The sequence below is a fragment of the Arthrobacter sp. N199823 genome (assembly GCF_002929705.1).
GTDB lineage: Bacteria > Actinomycetota > Actinomycetes > Actinomycetales > Micrococcaceae > Specibacter.
In genome coordinates this window covers 52,941-68,921 of sequence record NZ_PJIN01000003.1, presented here as the reverse complement: position 1 = coordinate 68,921, position 15,981 = coordinate 52,941, and the positions used below count along the sequence as shown (strand labels likewise).

Genomic DNA, 15,981 nt, shown 5'->3' with positions numbered 1-15,981 from the left:
CAGGCGGTTCCTTTGAGGCAGGCGGCCCGTGGGCAAAGCGCCGGGCCGAAAAGGGCATTGTGATGCCCGAAAAGTCCGGGCGGGTTTTTAGCGCGACAAAAGCGCCTATATCCTCATACTAGACGGATTTTTTGCGTGAGGCCGTCTCTGGCCGCGCACACCACCTCATGAGGAGCATAACGATGAAGCACGACGTCACCATCGAGATCCCCCGCGGATCACGCGTCAAGTACGAAGTTGACCACGAGACCGGCCGTGTCCGCCTGGACCGCGTGCTGTTCACCTCGATGCAGTACCCCACCCACTACGGCTTCTTCGACAACACCCTTGGCGAAGACGGCGATCCTCTGGACGCCCTCGTCATGCTGCAGGACTTTGACCTGCACCCGGGCGTGGTTGTTGACGCCCGCCCCATCGCCGTGTTCAACATGACCGATGACGGCGGCGGAGACGCCAAGGTTCTGTGTGTTGTTGACGACAAGCGTTACGACCATATCCAGGAACTTTCCGACGTTGACGAATTCCTGGTCAAGGAAATCGAGCACTTCTTCATGCGTTACAAGGATCTGGAGCCCGGCAAGTGGGTCAAGGCTGAAGGCTGGGCGGACCGCGCCGCCGCCGAGGCTGAGCTCGAAGCCTCCATCAAGCGCTTCGAAGCGCAGGGCCACTAGTCCCCTGAGCTGTTGCGGTTAGTGCCGTAACAGCTCGAAAGATGGCGCTTGCGGATTCGGATGGCATTAACCCGCCGTCCTTATCCGCAAGCGCTTTCTTTTAACTATCAGGTCATTGGAACTAGACCAGGCTGCGCAAGATGGCGGCAGCACCGTCGTCGTACACGGACGTTGTCACCTCATTGGCGGCCGCCTTCACTTCTGCCTCAGCCTGGCCCATGGCCACACCGCGACCGGCCCAGCGAAGCATTTCAATGTCATTGGAACCGTCGCCCATGGCCACTGTCAGCGACTGAGCAATGCCCAGTGACGATCGCACTACCTCGAGCGCGGATGCCTTGGTAACGCCCGCGGCGGCAATGTCGAGCCAGGCGCTCCAGCCGATCGCGTAGGTGACACCGCTGAGCCCTGCTTCGGCAATGGCCTCGGAGAACTCGTGGGTGCTGGCCTCGGCGCTGTTGACCACAACGCGCACAGCCTCAGCGTTCAACAAGTGCTCGAAGTCCACGCCGCGGGCTTCAATGCCAAAGCTGTCGTCCTGAAAGCGGGAGGTGGCCAGGAAGTTGCCCTCTGCATCTTCCACCGCGAAACGGGCCCCGGGGATTTTGTCACGTAGAGCGTTCAAGGCAGGAGCCGGATCGAAGGTAACTCGCTCAATGACCTCATAGCCATTTTCCAGAGACGGGTCCAGCCGGATGGTCACGCCGCCGTTAGAACACACGCCGTAACCGGTGCGCATGCCGATCATTTCCACGATGGGCAGGAGGGCTCCGAGTGAGCGCCCTGTAGCGATGATGACGTGGTGGCCGGCATCAACCACGGCGCGTGCCGCGGCGCGGACGCCGTCGCTCATGACGCCATCATGGTCAACCAAAGTGCCGTCAACGTCAAGGGCTACAAGGTACTTTGTGCTTGTGGTGGGCCGGTCATCGATGCCGGTGATTGCAGTATTTACTGTCATTGTCATAGTTCTAGTGAAGCAGATAGACCTTAAAATGCCACATACCAGGGCTGTTAATGCGGTGAACTTCTCGAGTCAGACGGAGCGCCGTCGAGTCAGACGATGTGCTTCGTCTGACTCGACGGCGCTCCGTCTGACTCGACGCTAGAGTTCCCATTTGACGACTTAAACATGAACGCTGGGTTACTACTCACAGCTGTTTGCACAGTGTGAGTAGTAACCCAGCGTTCATAAAAGGCAAAGCCTTACAGCACCGGGAACACTTCCATGCCGCCCAAGTACTTGCGCAGAGCCACGGGAACGTTGACGGAGCCGTCAGCGTTCTGGTGGTGCTCTAGGATCGCCACAATCCAGCGAGTGGTAGCCAGCGTGCCGTTAAGGGTGGCCACCGCACGGGTGCCGCCCTTGCCGCCGTCGTCAGCCACGAGACGTTCGCGGGTGTTCAGGCGCCGGGCCTGGAACGTGGTGCAGTTCGAGGTGGAGGTCAGCTCGCGGTACGCATCCTGTGTGGGGACCCAGGCTTCGCAGTCGAACTTGCGGGATGCGGACATACCCAAGTCTCCGGCTGCGGTGTCAATCACGCGGTAGGGCAGCTCAACCTTGGCGAGCATTTCCTCTTCCCACGCGAGCAGCCGCTGGTGCTCCTCGGCAGCCTTTTCAACTGTGGTGTAAACGAACATTTCCACCTTGTTGAACTGGTGCACGCGGATGATTCCGCGAGTGTCCTTACCGTGCGAACCTGCCTCGCGGCGGTAGCAAGAGGACCAGCCGGCAAAGCGGATGGGTTCTTGGACGTTGATGATTTCATTGCCGTGGTAGCCGGCCAGGGCCACCTCGGAGGTGCCCACCAGGTACAGATCGTCCTCGGCGAGGCGGTAGATCTCGGCGTCATGGGCCACATCAAAGCCGGTGCCGGCCATGGTCTCAGGCAGCACCAGTGTGGGGGTGATCATGGGTGTGAATCCGGCTTCAATGGCCTGATCCATGGCCATTTGCAACAGCGCCATTTCCAGGCGGGCACCTACGCCCTTGAGGAAGTAAAAACGTGAACCGGACACCTTGGCGCCGCGTTCCATGTCGATGGCGCCAATGAGCTCACCAATTTCCAGGTGGTCCTTGGGCTTAAAGTCGGGGAATTCGCGCGGGGTACCCACGGTTTTGACGACGATAAAATCGTCCTCGCCACCTTCGGGGACACCCTCGGAAATTAGGTTGGGGATGCTGCGCACCAAGACGTCTTGCTCGGCTGCTGCGGCATCAGAAGCTGCCGCAGCGGCCTTGACGGCAACGGCCAGCTCCTTCACCTCAGCCAAGAGGGCGGCTTTTTCTTCGCCCTTAGCCTTGGCAACCTTCTTACCAAAGGCGTTTTGCTCGGCCCGCAGCGCCTCAAAAGAGGTGATCGCCGACTTCCGGGAGCTATCCGCGGCGATGATGGCGTCCACCACAGACGGTTCGGCACCACGCGCACGTTGGCTGGCACGGTAAATTTCGGGATTTTCGCAGAGGTCTCGTACATCGATCACGCCCTAAGCCTATCCAATCAATGCAAGTTCAGCCGCTAAGGTTAGAGAATCATGGAAACTGAACTCCTTGTCATCCTCATTGTGGTCATTATTGTGCTTGTTGCCGCCGCCAGTTGGCTTGGTGTGCGCAAGCTTGCACAAAAGCACACCCGCAGTGCCGTGGCCGATTCTCCGCACAAGATCAACATCGCCAAACAACAAGTGGCATTCATTTATAACCCCACCAAGAATGGCGCCGAGGCAGCCAAGGCCTTCATCCGCCGTTCCGTTTCCAAAGCCGGCTGGCCGGAGCCGCTGTTCCTGGAGACCACCGCCGAGGACCCCGGTTTCTCCATGGCGCAGGCAGCGCTGGATGCAAAGTCCGACGTCGTAATTGTGGGCGGCGGAGACGGCACAGTACGCGCTGTGGGCCAGACCCTGCGACGGACGGAAATCCCTTTGGGCATTGTGCCGTTGGGCACAGGCAATCTCTTGGCCCGCAACCTTAGCCTCGACGTCACCGACGTGGCTGGCTGCGTGCAAATTGCGCTCTTTGGCCACCAGCGCCACATTGACGCCGGACTCATGGAGCTTGAGGACGCCGTGACAGGCGCCGCGTCAAAGCATTCCTTCATGGTTATTGCGGGCCTGGGCATGGATGCGGACGTCATGAATGACACCAATTCAAAGCTCAAGGAGCACGTGGGCTGGCTGGCCTACAGTGAGGCCGGCCTGCGCCATATGGCGGGGCGGCGCAAGAAGGTCAGCATCACCCTCGATAACGAACCGGCTCAGCAACGCAAGGTCCGCTCCGTGCTATTCGCCAACTGTGGCCTGCTGCCCGGCGGCATTGACTTTGTGCCCGGCGCGCTCATTGACGACGGCGTCCTAGACGTTGTGGTGATCAGTCCCCGGAGCGCCCTGGGGTGGATCGCGATGGCCGGCAAAGTGGTGTTCCAGCACAAGAACCATCTGCCGGTCATTGATTTTTACCGGTCCAAGAACCTGACTATTCGTACTGTTATGCCCGTAGAAACCCAGATTGATGGCGACCCCTCCGGCCCGGCAACCTGCGTGAAGGTCAGCGTGGAGCCCAAAGCGGTGCTGGTGCGGGTGGCCGCACCCAACAACCCGGCCTAAGGATCCTGAGGGGCAACCACCTTAAACTCAACCCGGCTTGGCTCTGAGCACATAGCCTTCAGTCAGTTTCTGGGCGTTGCGACTGTTCTCGGATGAGGCGTTCCTCTTCGTTAAAGCGCAACTCGTTCGCGTCGTCGCCCTCGTCACCGACCGAGGTATCCGGCCCGGTCTTACGACCCGGGTTCACGATGGTGCCGTCCTGGCCGCTATCCGTGCCTGCATGCGGATCCATAATTGACTCGCCTCTTCCCTGCTGGGAGCAACTTCGTTACCGTCTCCGGTAAGTAATCTTGTTGAGATAGGCCAAGCATAGGCTTGCCCGTGCTTGCGCGAAAGTACTCGTCCCTTCTAGCCGAGGGAATCTACCCAACGTGCAGCATCAGCAAAGGCGACATCGGCGTTGTAGGAACGGACCTTCGGCGACTGCTGATCCGCCCTCGGGTAGGAACCTAGGAAGCGGATGCCAGGGCTGACTCGGTGCAGGCCGCGCAAAGCGTCAGCCACACGAGCGTCGTGGATGTGTCCGTCAACGTCAACGCTAAACGTGTAGTGGCCCAGGAACTGCCCGGTTGGCCTGGACTCGATGCGACTCAGGTTCACGCCGCGGCTAGCGAACTGCTCCAGCAGCGCCATCAACGCACCAGGGCGATCCTTCGGCAGCGGGATGGACAGAGTTGTTTTGTCGGCACCGGTGGGCGCGGGCATTGCACCGGGCTGACCCACCAACACAAAGCGTGTGACAGCCCCCAGGTTGTCTTCGATGGCTGCGGCCAGAATGTTCAGGCCGGTTTGCGCAGCCACCAGCGGTGCGCAGACTGCGGCTTGGAAAGCGTCGGTGCCGGTCACGAGCATGTGTGCGGCAGCCGCCGTCGAATTTGCCGGGACATGGGTGGCGGCCGGGAGGTTCTCGTTAAACCAGTCGCGCGTCTGTGCCCAAGCGTGCGGATGGGTACCTACACCTTTTACGTCCTCGAGCGTCACACCGGCCGGCGCCACCAGGACGAAACTGACTGGCACTACAACTTCGTGCAAGATGCGCAGTTCCATGCCCTTGGAGATGGCGTCCAGCGTGGCCGGCACGCCACCTTCAATAGAGTTCTCAATGGGCAGCATGGCGGCGAAGGCTTGGCCATTGCGCACCATAGTCAAGGCGGCGGCGGCGTTGCCAGACGGAACTCGCACCATGTCACTTGCGCCCGGAACCTGCAGCAAGGCAGTTTCGGTAAAGGTCCCCTCTGGCCCAAGGAATGTCAGGGGCAGGGTGGTATCAAAGGGCGCAGATGTCATGGAGAGCCGCTCTCGTTGGGGGTGGAATCTGGTTGGTAGGAAGAAATTAGAGAACGCGGGGCGTTTCGCCGTTTGCAGCGACCATGGGCTTGTCGGCTTCGAACCAGGCTCCCATACCGCCGACCACGTTGAAGGCGCTGTAGCCGTTTTGGTTCAGCCAGGTGGTGGCACGGAATGAACGGCCACCGGTACGGCAGATGACATTGACATCCACGTCAGGATCAAGCTCTTCGAGGCGAGCCGGTAGCTGCTCGAGTGGAATGTGCAGCGCACCCTCCACATGTCCGGCCTCCCATTCATAGTCTTCGCGGACGTCCAGGATGGCGGCATCCTCGGCCAAGTCGGTTACCGTGACGTTCATGATGTCAGACATCTGTTCTCTCCCTGCAAGTAAAGGCAAATTATGGTCTAAGCGTAGCTCCGAAAGGGACCCGGGGTGAGCGAAGCGCACGCCGGGCCGAGCAGGGATTTGGCGTCCCTAGGGCTTATACCCGCTTGAAGATTCAGGCACCCAAATGTGACGATCCATGACATTAGTGCAAAAATTGGTCACGTGAGTTCACAAAAAAGCCCCGCCGATCCGGCAACGGCTCCCCAAAAACATCCCGACACCGCCTTTTTCGGTCAGCCAAAGATGCTGCTGAACCTCTTCAGCGTCGAGCTGTGGGAAAGGTTCTCCTTCTATGGCATGCAGGGAATCCTTGCGTACTACATGTACTACTCCGTCACGCAGGGTGGCCTCGGCATTGACCAGGGAACTGCCCTCGCCATTGTTGGTGCCTACGGTGGTGGCGTGTACCTCTCCACGATTCTGGGTGCCTGGGTGGCGGACCGGCTCATGGGTTCGGAACGGGTGCTGTTCTTCAGCGCCATCCTGATCATGGCCGGCCACTTGTCGCTGGCTCTGCTCCCCGGCGCCGTTGGTTTGACTATCGGCCTGATCATGATCGGCATCGGCTCCGGCGGCCTAAAGGCTAACGCCACCGCCTTGGTGGGAACGCTGTACGCCAAGAATGACACCCGCCGCGACGCAGGATTCTCCATTTTCTACATGGGCATCAACATCGGTGGGCTCATCGGTCCGCTGGTCACCGGCTGGCTGCAGGTTTCGTGGGGCTTCCACATTGGCTTCGCGGCCGCCGCCGTTGGTATGGCCTTCGGCCTGCTGCAGTACGGCTTGACGCGCAAGAACCTTCCGGCGTCCGCCCACGATGTCCCGAACCCGCTCCCCCGGGCGCAGTATGGCAAGTTCGGTGGACTGGCCATTGCCGGCATCGTCATTATTGTTGCGGCAGTTGCCCTGAAGCTCATTACGGCCGAGAACCTCATCTGGGTCATTGTCGCCGTCGTCATCGTCGCCTCGGTCGCCTACTTCGCCGTGATCCTGGCCAACAAAACAGTGAAAGGCGAGGATCGCAGCCGCGTGTACTCGTTCATTCCGCTGTTCCTTGCCAGCGCCGTATTCTGGTCACTGTTCCAGCAGCAGTTCACCGTGATCGCTCTGTACTCCGATAAGCGCCTGGACCGCAGCATCCTGGGCTGGGAGGTTCCCGCCAGCTGGGTCACCTCTATCAACCCGGTGTTCATCATTGTCCTGGCCGGCGTATTTGCCGCACTCTGGACCAAGTGGGGCGCACGTCAGCCCGGCACCCCCGCAAAGTTCTCCGTGGCACTGATTGTTATGGGCGTGGCCTACCTCTGCTTCATCCCGTTCGCGGGCATGGCGGCGGTCCCTATGCTGGCAATCGTCTTCATCCTGCTGCTCTTCACAGTTGCCGAGCTCATGCTTTCCCCCGTGGGACTGTCCCTGGCAACCAAGCTGGCCCCGGCCGCATTCCAGACCCAGATGGTGGCCCTGTTCTTCCTGTCGGTCTCCCTCGGCACGGCCATGTCGGGCGTTTTGGCCGGCTGGTACGACCCCGCCAATGAGACCCCTTACTTCCTGGCAGTGGGCCTGGTGTCCATTGCCTTTGGTGTGGTCTTGTTCGTGGGCCGCAAGCCCATCAAGAAGCTAATGGCCGGAATCATGTAGTCCAGACATTAAGCTCCAAGACTTAAAGTTCGACGGCGGCACCTTTCCTTTTCGTTCATTCGAAAGGAAAGGTGCCGCCGTCGTTTGTGACAGTGGGCAAGTTGCCAGCAACCGGTCAGGGTTAAGAGTAAGAAGAGGAGGACGAGGACGTTCCCAGCGTCAACAGCAAGGCAATCCAGATTCCCACGATCGTGCCGTAAATAACTAGGGCCAAGTAGTTCATCACCAGACCCGAAATGGCGAAACTACGGCCTTGGGGATTTTCCCGTTTGAGGCCCATGTGCCCCAAGATGATGCCGACAATTTGCGGGACAATGAAGAATCCAAACAGGACCAGTGAGACTATGCCGACAACCATGCTGGCCATGCTCAGACCCTTGGGGCCCACAGCACCGGGGTACCCGGGACCACCCTGATAGTAGGTGGGAGCGGTGAACTGCGGCGGTTGCTGATACTGCTGTTGAGCGTTTTGCTTCTGTTGATATTGCGCCTGTTGGTACTGCGCCTCGCCGTACTGTTCCTGCTGAACAGGTTGAGCGTACGGCTCCTGTGTGTATTGCGGTTGGCTGTATTGTTCCTGCGCAGGTGCGGCAGCAGGCGCTACGGGCTCCACGTAGGGCGGAACGGGCGGTGAGTTATAGCCTGGCGGCACGTATGGCTGAGGTTTGTCCGGCTGATTAGACATGCTTGACTCCTACTGGTGCTGTGCCCGCGTAGGCACAAATGATGACTGTCGTTGTCATCCATGCTAGTCCAGCAGTGGCGCTACGGAAGGGGCCGGGCGCATCCGGCACTAGTTCACACTTTGGGCAACACGTGCCATTCGCGGGTGGTCTCTGTCATGCTGTGATTATGGCTAGCCGCGCGGGCACTGTTGCCCTTCCCCAAGACCTTGTTGATCTCTCCGCCCTCATGGACGCCTACTACGATCTGAACCCGGACCTCAGCGATCCGGCCCAGCGCGTGGCTTTTGGCACGTCCGGACACCGTGGATCCTCCTTGAAGTCGTCCTTCAATGAGGGCCACATCGCCGCCATTACGCAGGCAATTATTGAGTACCGCAATGGCCAAGGCATCACCGGGCCCTTGTTCATGGGCAAGGACACGCATGCATTGAGCGAACCAGCCCAAAACACTGCCCTTGAGGTGCTGGCCGGCAACGGGGTGCAGGTATTGATCGACGCCCGGCACGGTTACACGCCCACTCCTGCCGTTTCGCATGCCATTCTCAGCTACAACAAGAACCGCACGGACGCCTTGGCTGATGGGATTGTGGTCACCCCGTCCCACAATCCGCCCGGCGACGGCGGCTTTAAGTACAACCCCCCGCACGGTGGCCCGGCTGATTCTGACGCCACCGGCTGGATCGCAAACCGCGCCAACGAACTCCTCGAGGACGGGCTGCGCGGCGTGCGCCGCGTGCAGCTCCAGGATGCAATGGCCGCCTCCACCACCGGCAAGTTTGATTTCCTTTCCGGCTACGTCGATGACCTGCCCTCCGTCCTGGATCTGGATGCGATCCGCGCGGCCGGAGTGCGCATTGGTGCGGACCCCATGGGCGGGGCCTCCGTTGACTACTGGGGCGAAATTGGCGAGCGCCACCATCTGGACCTGACGGTTGTCAACCCCACCGTGGATCCGCAGTGGGCCTTCATGACCTTGGACTGGGATGAGAAAATCCGCATGGATTGCTCATCCCCGTCGGCCATGGCCTCGCTGATTAATAAGCTCAAGGCCGGTGCGCCCTTTGACATTGCTACCGGAAACGACGCCGACGCCGACAGGCATGGCATCGTCACCCCGGACGCGGGGCTGATGAACCCGAACCACTACCTGGCGGTGGCCATCCAATACCTCTACACGCACCGTACCCTGTGGCCCGCCACTGCCGGCGTGGGCAAGACGCTGGTTTCCTCTTCCATCATTGACCGTGTGGCAGCGGATCTTGGCCGCCAGCTGGTGGAAGTACCCGTGGGCTTCAAGTGGTTTGTGCCCGGTCTGCTCTCCGGCGAGGGTGTCTTTGGCGGCGAGGAATCAGCTGGCGCCTCCTTCGTGAAGAAGGACGGCTCCGTCTGGACCACCGACAAGGACGGCATCCTCCTGGCCCTGCTCGCCTCGGAAATCACCGCCGTCACCGGCAAGTCACCCTCGGTGCACTATGACGAGCTGACGGATCGCTTTGGGGCGCCGTCGTACGCGCGCATCGACGCGGCCGCCACCCGGGAGCAGAAGGCGGCGCTGGGCAAGCTCTCCGCCGCAGACGTTTCCGCCACCACCTTGGCCGGCGAGACCATCACTGCCAAGCTGACCGAGGCTCCCGGCAACGGTGCAGCCATTGGAGGCCTGAAGGTCACCACCGAGAACGCCTGGTTCGCGGCCCGCCCCTCAGGCACCGAGGACGTGTACAAGATCTATGCCGAGTCCTTCAAGGGCGACGAGCATCTGGCCCAGGTACAGGCCGAGGCCAAGGCGCTCGTGGACGGCGTCATCTCCTAACGTTTCGGCCCCACATGGGGGAGCCGGAGTCGGCATTTTTTGTAGGCGACGTAAAGGAGACGCCCAAGGCCGCCCGCGGCCGACGCGTCGGATAGTCGCCGGAAAAATGCCGATCCGGCTTCCCCGGTGGAAGCCGCACAAGTTAGTGGTGGGCACCGTGTTCGTGTTCGGCATGACCCACGGGCTCCAGTTGGAACGTGGAGTGTTCAACGCTGACGTCGAAATGTCCGGCCACGCAGTGCTGGAGGGCGTCGAGCATTTTCGCGGCGTGGCCGTCGTGGAAGCAGCCCTCGTCAACCACCACGTGCGCCGAAAGTATGGGCAGCCCTGTCGCGATCTGGCTGGCGTGGAGGTCATGCACCCCGCGCACATGCTCCAGTTCCATGATGTGTTTGCGAACCTCGTCCAGGTCCAGGCCCGACGGCGTGGATTCCAGCAAGACGTGAATGGTCTCGAGCAGCAACTTCACGGTGCGGGGCAGGATCAGGGCGCCGATCAGCATGGCGACGAGGGCATCGGCCTGCATCCACCCGGTGGTGGAAATGATGATCGCGGCGACGATGACGGCTACCGAGCCCAGCGCGTCGTTCACAACCTCCAAGAACGCGGCGCGCATGTTGAAGTTCTTGTTGCGCCCGCCCATGAGCACAAACATGGAAACGATGTTGCCCAGCAGGCCGATCGCGCCGAACACAATCATTTCCTGGGAGGCGATTTCGGTGGGGTGGAAGAGCCGCTGAACACCCTCCACCAAAACCACAAGTCCGACGGCGAGAAGCACCGCGGCTTGCGCTGTGGCCGCCAGAACTTCCGCCCGGGCAAAGCCCCACGTGCGTTTGCTGTTGGCCGGGCGCACCATGAGCCGGGCTGCAAGTAAAGCCATGGCTAGCCCGCCGGCGTCTGTGAGCACGTGGGCGGAATCAAAGAGTAGGGCCAGCGAACCGGTGAGAATTGAGCCAATGACCTGGACAATAAAGACCATCAAAGTGATCCCCAAGGCGACGGCAATGCGTCCATGATGGCTCTCGCCGGGGGCGCCTGCGTGGGAGTGGGAATGATTGTGACCAGTCATATGTCAATAGTACAGTGAACGCTGAATTCAACAAGTGCTGTATCATATTGAGAATGAAGCCCATTAGCAACGCAGCGGTGCTGGCCCGTTTTGGCTATGCACTCTCCGATCCCACCCGGGCCGAGATTTTGATGAATCTGGCCAGGGCACCGCAGTATCCAGCGGAATTGGCGGCTCAATTGGGCGTAACTCGTCAGAACATGTCCAACCACCTCTCCTGTCTGCGCGACTGCGGACTGGCCGTTGCCATCGCAGAAGGGCGCCGTTCCCGGTATGAGCTAGCCCATCCGGACCTGGCGCACGCACTCAACGATCTCCTCGGCGTCGTGCTTCTAGCCAATGAGGGGCACCTGCCGCACCCGTAAGTGGCCCCGCGTCCGATATTCTTATCTGCGGACCGGGCACAGGCGCGGCCTGGAACGGGAGATAAGCGGATGAATTTGCTGGGCACTAAGTGGAGCGTTCATGGAGATGGCAAGACCATCGCCCCGGGACAGGTGGTTACGCCCAATGAGCGGCTGAGCTGGCCTCTGACCATTGGTATCGGATTGCAGCACGTGGTGGCTATGTTCGGCGCAACGTTCCTGGTTCCGCTACTGACCGGGATGCCCCCGGCCACCACCTTGTTCTTTTCCGGCATTGGAACCATCTTCTTCTTGATCCTGACCCGCGGCCGCGTCCCCAGCTACCTGGGATCCAGCTTTGCGTTCATCGCCCCCATCATGGCCTCACAACAGGAATTTGGCGTGGCCGGAGCCCTCGGCGGCGTGGTCATTGCTGGTGTCACGCTGGCAATTCTGGGCATGATTGTGCAGAAGTTCGGCTCCGCATGGATCAACCGCCTCATGCCAGCCCCTGTCACCGGCACCATTGTGGCGCTGATCGGCCTGAACTTGGCACCCTCCGCATGGAATAACTTCAAGCTCGCCCCGATCACGGCCGTCATCACCTTGGCCGTCATCATCTTGGTGAGCGTCCTGTTCCGCGGCATCTTGGGCCGCTTGGCCATTTTGATTGGTGTGGTGGCGGGCTACCTGGTCGCCATCATGCGCGGTGAAGTGGACTTCTCCAAGATGAACGACGCCGGCCTGATCGGTCTGCCGCATTTCCAGACTCCCACGTTCCACTTCGCCATTCTTGGCCTGTTCATTCCCGTGGTCCTGGTACTGGTTGCCGAGAACATTGGCCATGTGAAGTCCGTTGCCCTCATGACGGGTGAGAACCTTGACCCGTACGCGGGACGGGCCCTGATTGCCGACGGCGTGGCCACCACCTTGGCAGGCTTCGGCGGCGGTTCCGGCACCACCACCTATGCGGAAAACATTGGCGTCATGGCCGCTACCAAGGTGTACTCCACCGCCGCCTACTATGTTGCCGGCATTGCCGCCCTCATCCTGAGCTTCTCCCCCAAGTTCGGCGAGCTGATCGCTACGGTCCCTGTGGGTGTCTTGGGCGGCGCGGCAACGTTGCTGTACGGCATGATTGGCATTTTGGGTGTGCGCATCTGGGTGCAGAACAAGGTGGACTTCTCCAACAACATCAACCTCACAACAGCCGCCGTGGCATTGATTGTGGGAATCGCCGACTTCACGTGGAGCATCGGAAACCTGCAGTTCGCCGGCATCGCACTCGGCACGGCGTCAGCGTTGGTCATCTTCCACGGCATGAGCGCCCTGGCGAAGTGGCGCGGAACCGCCACCGACCCGCTGGCGCCGGAACCCGAATCACCGGTCCTGCCAGGCGCCACGAAGTAAAAACCCGCCGAGGAGCGGCTACTCCTCTACTGCGCGAACACTATGCGCTGAACCTAGGCTCGAGTTCAGCGCATACTGCTCCGCCCAGTGACACTATGCGCGGAACCCGGCTTGGGTTCCGCGCATAGGTGTCCATGCGCCAAACTCATCACGAGTTTGGCGCATGTTCCTTTAAATTCAGGCTTTAGATCCCGTTGAGCGCCTCAGAAGTGGCACGCGTGGTGTAGCGCGCAGCGTCCGCCAACGCCGCTTCCGGGGAACCGGCAACATCGGTGGCGCTCACGGCGGCAACCACCCCATGTTTGGCCAACTCCTGCGGTGTCACGGTGATCCGCCCGGCAACCACCACAACCGGAATCCCCTTGGCATGGGCGGCGTCGGCAACTCCAAGAGGCCCTTTACCGGACAGTGATTGGGCATCCAATGAGCCCTCTCCGGTAATGACAAGATCGGTTTGCGCCAAGGCGTTGTCCAGATTGATCAGTGAGGCAACCAGGTCAAAGCCGCGTTCTACGGAGGCGTTAGCGTAGGCCACGAACATGGACGGGAACCCACCAGCGGCACCGGAACCGGGCACGTCCATGTCAATCCCCGTGGCCTCACGGACCACAGAAGCCACATTGCGCAGCCCTGCATCCAGAAGTTCCACGGCGTCTGTGTCGGCACCCTTTTGCGGGGCGAATATGTAAGCGGCACCATCGGCACCGTAAAGGGGGTTGTCCACGTCCACGGCCATTCGCACTTTGACAGCAGCCAACCGCGGATCAAGGCCTGTGGCATCCACGGCAACCACGTCTATCAGGGATCCACCGCCCAGGGGTACCAGGTTCCCGTGGACATCCAGCAACTTCAGACCCAGGGCTCGCAAGGCTCCCGTTCCAGCGTCGGTCATGGCTGAGCCACCCAAACCAATGATAATTTCCGTGGCGCCGGCATCCAGGGCTGCGGCAATCAACTGACCAGAGCCATAAGAATGGGCGCGTAGCGCGTTTTCAACTGTGGGTTCACTGAGCAGGTACCCGCTGGCCTGAGCAGTTTCAATGACAGCCACCTTGCTGCCCTCGTCAAAGCCCCAAACGGCGCCTACGGGCTTGAGGATAGGTCCTACTACGGCGTTCAATCGCTCTGAAAACCCGGCGGCGACGGCCACCTCCACAGTGCCCTCCCCGCCGTCGGCTATGGGAAGGGCAGTCACTACAGCGTCTGGGTAGACCCGCAGAGCACCCTCGGCCATGGCTGCTGCCGCTTCAGGTCCCGTGAGGGTCCCCTTGAACTTGTCCGGGGCAATGAGAATTCGCATGTGTCCATCCTGCCATCCGCCACCCACATGGCCCGCAGCATTACTCCCAGTAGCCGCGCTGGCGCATGACGTGTGCCAACAAGTCGGCCCTGTCAGTCATAATCCCGTCCACGCCGAGGTCAAAAAGCCTGTTCATCTCGGCAGGATCGTCAATGGTCCAGATATGGACATCCAGCCCCAGAGAGTGCGCCCGGCGGACCGAAGCCGCCGTAACAATCTCCTGGCCCTTGTAGTGTGTGGGGATTTGTAGAACATCAACGTCTCGCATCAAGCGACGAAGCAGGGACGCCGGGGTCCAAGGCGACAGGAGGAAATATGCCACCAACAGCATTTTTCCCGGGGAACTGGCCACGCCTCGGCTCAGTCCGGCCAACACCGCACGACGCCGCTTGTCAGAGAATGAGGCCACGCAGATCCGATCGTGCAGCCCATGCTTCTCAATGGCAGCAATCAAGGGAGCTATGGAACCGGCATCCTTAACATCAACATTGAAGCGAACCTCGGGCAGTGCCACCACGAATTCCTCCAGCGTTGCAATGGGCTCCCGGCCGGCAATCCGGGCCTTGCGCACCTCGGAATATGGCAGTTCGGAAATGACTCCTTGCATGTCGGTGGTGCGGTCCAGAGTTGCATCGTGGAACACCATGGCCACGCCATCAGCCGTGGTATTGATATCCGTTTCCACGTACTGGTAGCCCAACTCCGTGGCCGCCCGGAAGGCTGTCACGGAGTTTTCCAGGCCCTGCGTGGAGTAGCCTCTGTGGGCAATGGCTAACGGCAGGGTGGGTGCCAGGAACGCTTTCGGAGTCTTAATGTTTCTCATGCTCTCTAAGATCTTTGGTGGTCATTTGTTTCAGGCGTTACTTAAATCAGGCGCAGCGCAGCCAGCCGGGACTCAATGACCTGGGCTACGCCGTCGTACTCGAAGCGCGGCGCCTGCAGTGCCGCGGCTGCGAGCGCATCCGGGTGACCGCTGGCCATGGCGTAGCCGGCACCAGCCCAGCCCAGCATTTCAATGTCATTGGGCATATCGCCAAAGGCCACCACATCCGCCGCATCGATCCCCTGAGAGGCGGCGTACTTGGCCAATGTCACGGCCTTGTTGACACCGAGCGGACCCATCTCCAGCATCGCCAGATCCGGCGCGGAGTGGGTGACGGCGATCAGGGAGCTCAGTGACGGCGAGACCAGGTTCAGGAATTCATCCGCCGTGCCGCTATGGACCACGGAGAGCATCTTTACGATCCCACCGTTGGCCATCTCCGGCGTCAAAGGGCTCGGATAGTACGTCCCACTGGCAGCGGTGCGGGCGCTGAGAAATCCCTCCTCCACGTGGAAGCCCAGAAGGGATTCCAGCGCAAAGTAGGGCTCGGGAGTCAGCGCTGTGATGATGCCGCGCACTGCCGTCACTGTTTCCCAGTCCAAGACGTGCGATTCGGTGACCTTCTCGGCGGCGAGATCATAGCTGACGGCCCCATTGGAGCAGATCACCATGCCAGTGTGGCCAATCTGCTCCCGGATGGGTTCAAGCCACCGGGGTGGGCGTCCGGTGACGAACACAATCTCCACGCCCGCCTCGGCCGCCGCAGCGAACGCTTCTACCGTGCGGTCGCTGATCTTTCCGTCGTGGCCCAGAATGGTTCCGTCAATGTCGCTGGCAATTAAACGCATACCCAAGGTTAAGCCACCTTGGACCAAAGCTGGGCTTCCGTGCTGCCTCCGGCGCTACTCATGTCCGCACAGGCTTCAACAGTTGTCCATGTTGC

16 protein-coding genes are annotated in these 15,981 nt (G+C 60.7%); 6 read left to right on the top strand and 10 right to left on the bottom strand.

Annotated features, from left to right (window positions below):
• Positions 1-182: 182 nt before the first annotated feature.
• Positions 183-671, top strand: a complete 489-nt coding sequence (locus CXQ93_RS07495) for an inorganic diphosphatase (RefSeq protein ID WP_104109848.1) — start codon at positions 183-185, stop codon at positions 669-671.
• Between the two features lie 121 nt (positions 672-792).
• On the opposite strand, the gene CXQ93_RS07490 is transcribed toward CXQ93_RS07495, so the two are convergent.
• Together CXQ93_RS07490 and serS are read right to left on the bottom strand one after the other, a co-directional pair.
• Complete coding sequence (locus tag CXQ93_RS07490; protein WP_104109847.1) at positions 793-1,638, bottom strand: HAD family hydrolase; 846 nt, start codon at positions 1,636-1,638, stop codon at positions 793-795.
• 239 nt (positions 1,639-1,877) lie between these two features.
• Positions 1,878-3,155, bottom strand: a complete 1,278-nt coding sequence (gene serS, locus CXQ93_RS07485) for a serine--tRNA ligase (RefSeq protein WP_104109846.1) — start codon at positions 3,153-3,155, stop codon at positions 1,878-1,880.
• A gap of 51 nt (positions 3,156-3,206) precedes the next feature.
• Between serS and CXQ93_RS07480 the strand changes: the two genes are divergently transcribed.
• Entirely contained in the window at positions 3,207-4,274 is a 1,068-nt protein-coding gene (locus CXQ93_RS07480) for a diacylglycerol kinase family protein (RefSeq protein ID WP_104109845.1), read from the top strand.
• A gap of 58 nt (positions 4,275-4,332) precedes the next feature.
• Here the strand turns inward: CXQ93_RS07480 and CXQ93_RS20620 are convergent, their stop codons facing one another.
• The 3 genes from CXQ93_RS20620 to CXQ93_RS07470 all read right to left on the bottom strand — a co-directional run bounded on the left by CXQ93_RS20620 (position 4,333) and on the right by CXQ93_RS07470 (position 5,934).
• A complete protein-coding gene (locus CXQ93_RS20620) occupies positions 4,333-4,506 on the bottom strand; it encodes a hypothetical protein (RefSeq protein WP_160320792.1) in 174 nt (57 codons plus the stop codon).
• A 116-nt stretch (positions 4,507-4,622) separates the two neighbouring features.
• On the bottom strand, positions 4,623-5,561 hold the full coding sequence (pheA, locus tag CXQ93_RS07475; protein ID WP_104109844.1) for a prephenate dehydratase: 939 nt from the start codon (positions 5,559-5,561) through the stop codon (positions 4,623-4,625).
• 46 nt (positions 5,562-5,607) lie between these two features.
• Positions 5,608-5,934, bottom strand: a complete 327-nt coding sequence (locus tag CXQ93_RS07470; RefSeq protein ID WP_104109843.1) for a rhodanese-like domain-containing protein — start codon at positions 5,932-5,934, stop codon at positions 5,608-5,610.
• A gap of 180 nt (positions 5,935-6,114) precedes the next feature.
• Between CXQ93_RS07470 and CXQ93_RS07465 the strand changes: the two genes are divergently transcribed.
• Positions 6,115-7,593: a peptide MFS transporter gene (locus tag CXQ93_RS07465; protein WP_258068715.1), complete on the top strand. Its 1,479-nt coding sequence runs from the start codon at positions 6,115-6,117 to the stop codon at positions 7,591-7,593.
• A 121-nt stretch (positions 7,594-7,714) separates the two neighbouring features.
• On the opposite strand, the gene CXQ93_RS07460 is transcribed toward CXQ93_RS07465, so the two are convergent.
• The gene (locus CXQ93_RS07460) at positions 7,715-8,278 is read right to left on the bottom strand and encodes a DUF4190 domain-containing protein (RefSeq protein WP_104109842.1); all 564 of its coding nucleotides are present in this window, start codon (positions 8,276-8,278) and stop codon (positions 7,715-7,717) included.
• Positions 8,279-8,445: 167 nt separating this feature from the next.
• On the opposite strand from CXQ93_RS07460, the gene pgm reads away from it, so the two are divergent.
• Positions 8,446-10,089 (top strand): phosphoglucomutase (alpha-D-glucose-1,6-bisphosphate-dependent), encoded by a 1,644-nt coding sequence (pgm, locus tag CXQ93_RS07455; RefSeq protein WP_104109841.1) that lies wholly within the window; start codon positions 8,446-8,448, stop codon positions 10,087-10,089.
• A 142-nt stretch (positions 10,090-10,231) separates the two neighbouring features.
• On the opposite strand, the gene CXQ93_RS07450 is transcribed toward pgm, so the two are convergent.
• The gene (locus tag CXQ93_RS07450; RefSeq protein ID WP_104109840.1) at positions 10,232-11,161 is read right to left on the bottom strand and encodes a cation diffusion facilitator family transporter; all 930 of its coding nucleotides are present in this window, start codon (positions 11,159-11,161) and stop codon (positions 10,232-10,234) included.
• A gap of 53 nt (positions 11,162-11,214) precedes the next feature.
• Here CXQ93_RS07450 and CXQ93_RS07445 point away from each other — a divergent pair, with 53 nt between their 5' ends.
• Entirely contained in the window at positions 11,215-11,526 is a 312-nt protein-coding gene (locus CXQ93_RS07445; protein WP_104109839.1) for a helix-turn-helix transcriptional regulator, read from the top strand.
• Between the two features lie 69 nt (positions 11,527-11,595).
• Entirely contained in the window at positions 11,596-12,915 is a 1,320-nt protein-coding gene (locus CXQ93_RS07440) for a uracil-xanthine permease family protein (RefSeq protein WP_104109838.1), read from the top strand.
• A gap of 184 nt (positions 12,916-13,099) precedes the next feature.
• Here the strand turns inward: CXQ93_RS07440 and CXQ93_RS07435 are convergent, their stop codons facing one another.
• From CXQ93_RS07435 to CXQ93_RS07425, 3 genes are read right to left on the bottom strand one after another with little or no spacing between them, the layout of a single operon-like run.
• Positions 13,100-14,215, bottom strand: coding sequence for a glycerate kinase (locus tag CXQ93_RS07435; RefSeq protein ID WP_104109837.1), 1,116 nt, complete (start codon positions 14,213-14,215; stop codon positions 13,100-13,102).
• Between the two features lie 40 nt (positions 14,216-14,255).
• Positions 14,256-15,038 carry a glycerophosphodiester phosphodiesterase gene (locus tag CXQ93_RS07430; RefSeq protein WP_104109836.1) on the bottom strand — a complete coding sequence of 261 codons (783 nt, stop codon included), beginning with the start codon at positions 15,036-15,038 and terminating at the stop codon, positions 14,256-14,258.
• Between the two features lie 41 nt (positions 15,039-15,079).
• Positions 15,080-15,886: an HAD family hydrolase gene (locus CXQ93_RS07425; protein WP_104109835.1), complete on the bottom strand. Its 807-nt coding sequence runs from the start codon at positions 15,884-15,886 to the stop codon at positions 15,080-15,082.
• Positions 15,887-15,981: the final 95 nt, after the last annotated feature.

Coding starts and splice junctions, on each gene's coding strand:
- CXQ93_RS07495 (WP_104109848.1), top strand. CDS start 183: ATGAAGCACGACGTCACCATCGAGATCCCCCGCGGATCACGCGTCAAG.
- CXQ93_RS07490 (WP_104109847.1), bottom strand. CDS start 1,638: ATGACAATGACAGTAAATACTGCAATCACCGGCATCGATGACCGGCCC.
- CXQ93_RS07480 (WP_104109845.1), top strand. CDS start 3,207: ATGGAAACTGAACTCCTTGTCATCCTCATTGTGGTCATTATTGTGCTT.
- CXQ93_RS20620 (WP_160320792.1), bottom strand. CDS start 4,506: ATGGATCCGCATGCAGGCACGGATAGCGGCCAGGACGGCACCATCGTG.
- pheA (WP_104109844.1), bottom strand. CDS start 5,561: ATGACATCTGCGCCCTTTGATACCACCCTGCCCCTGACATTCCTTGGG.
- CXQ93_RS07470 (WP_104109843.1), bottom strand. CDS start 5,934: ATGTCTGACATCATGAACGTCACGGTAACCGACTTGGCCGAGGATGCC.
- CXQ93_RS07460 (WP_104109842.1), bottom strand. CDS start 8,278: ATGTCTAATCAGCCGGACAAACCTCAGCCATACGTGCCGCCAGGCTAT.
- pgm (WP_104109841.1), top strand. CDS start 8,446: ATGGCTAGCCGCGCGGGCACTGTTGCCCTTCCCCAAGACCTTGTTGAT.
- CXQ93_RS07450 (WP_104109840.1), bottom strand. CDS start 11,161: ATGACTGGTCACAATCATTCCCACTCCCACGCAGGCGCCCCCGGCGAG.
- CXQ93_RS07445 (WP_104109839.1), top strand. CDS start 11,215: ATGAAGCCCATTAGCAACGCAGCGGTGCTGGCCCGTTTTGGCTATGCA.
- CXQ93_RS07440 (WP_104109838.1), top strand. CDS start 11,596: ATGAATTTGCTGGGCACTAAGTGGAGCGTTCATGGAGATGGCAAGACC.
- CXQ93_RS07435 (WP_104109837.1), bottom strand. CDS start 14,215: ATGCGAATTCTCATTGCCCCGGACAAGTTCAAGGGGACCCTCACGGGA.
- CXQ93_RS07430 (WP_104109836.1), bottom strand. CDS start 15,038: ATGAGAAACATTAAGACTCCGAAAGCGTTCCTGGCACCCACCCTGCCG.
- CXQ93_RS07425 (WP_104109835.1), bottom strand. CDS start 15,886: ATGCGTTTAATTGCCAGCGACATTGACGGAACCATTCTGGGCCACGAC.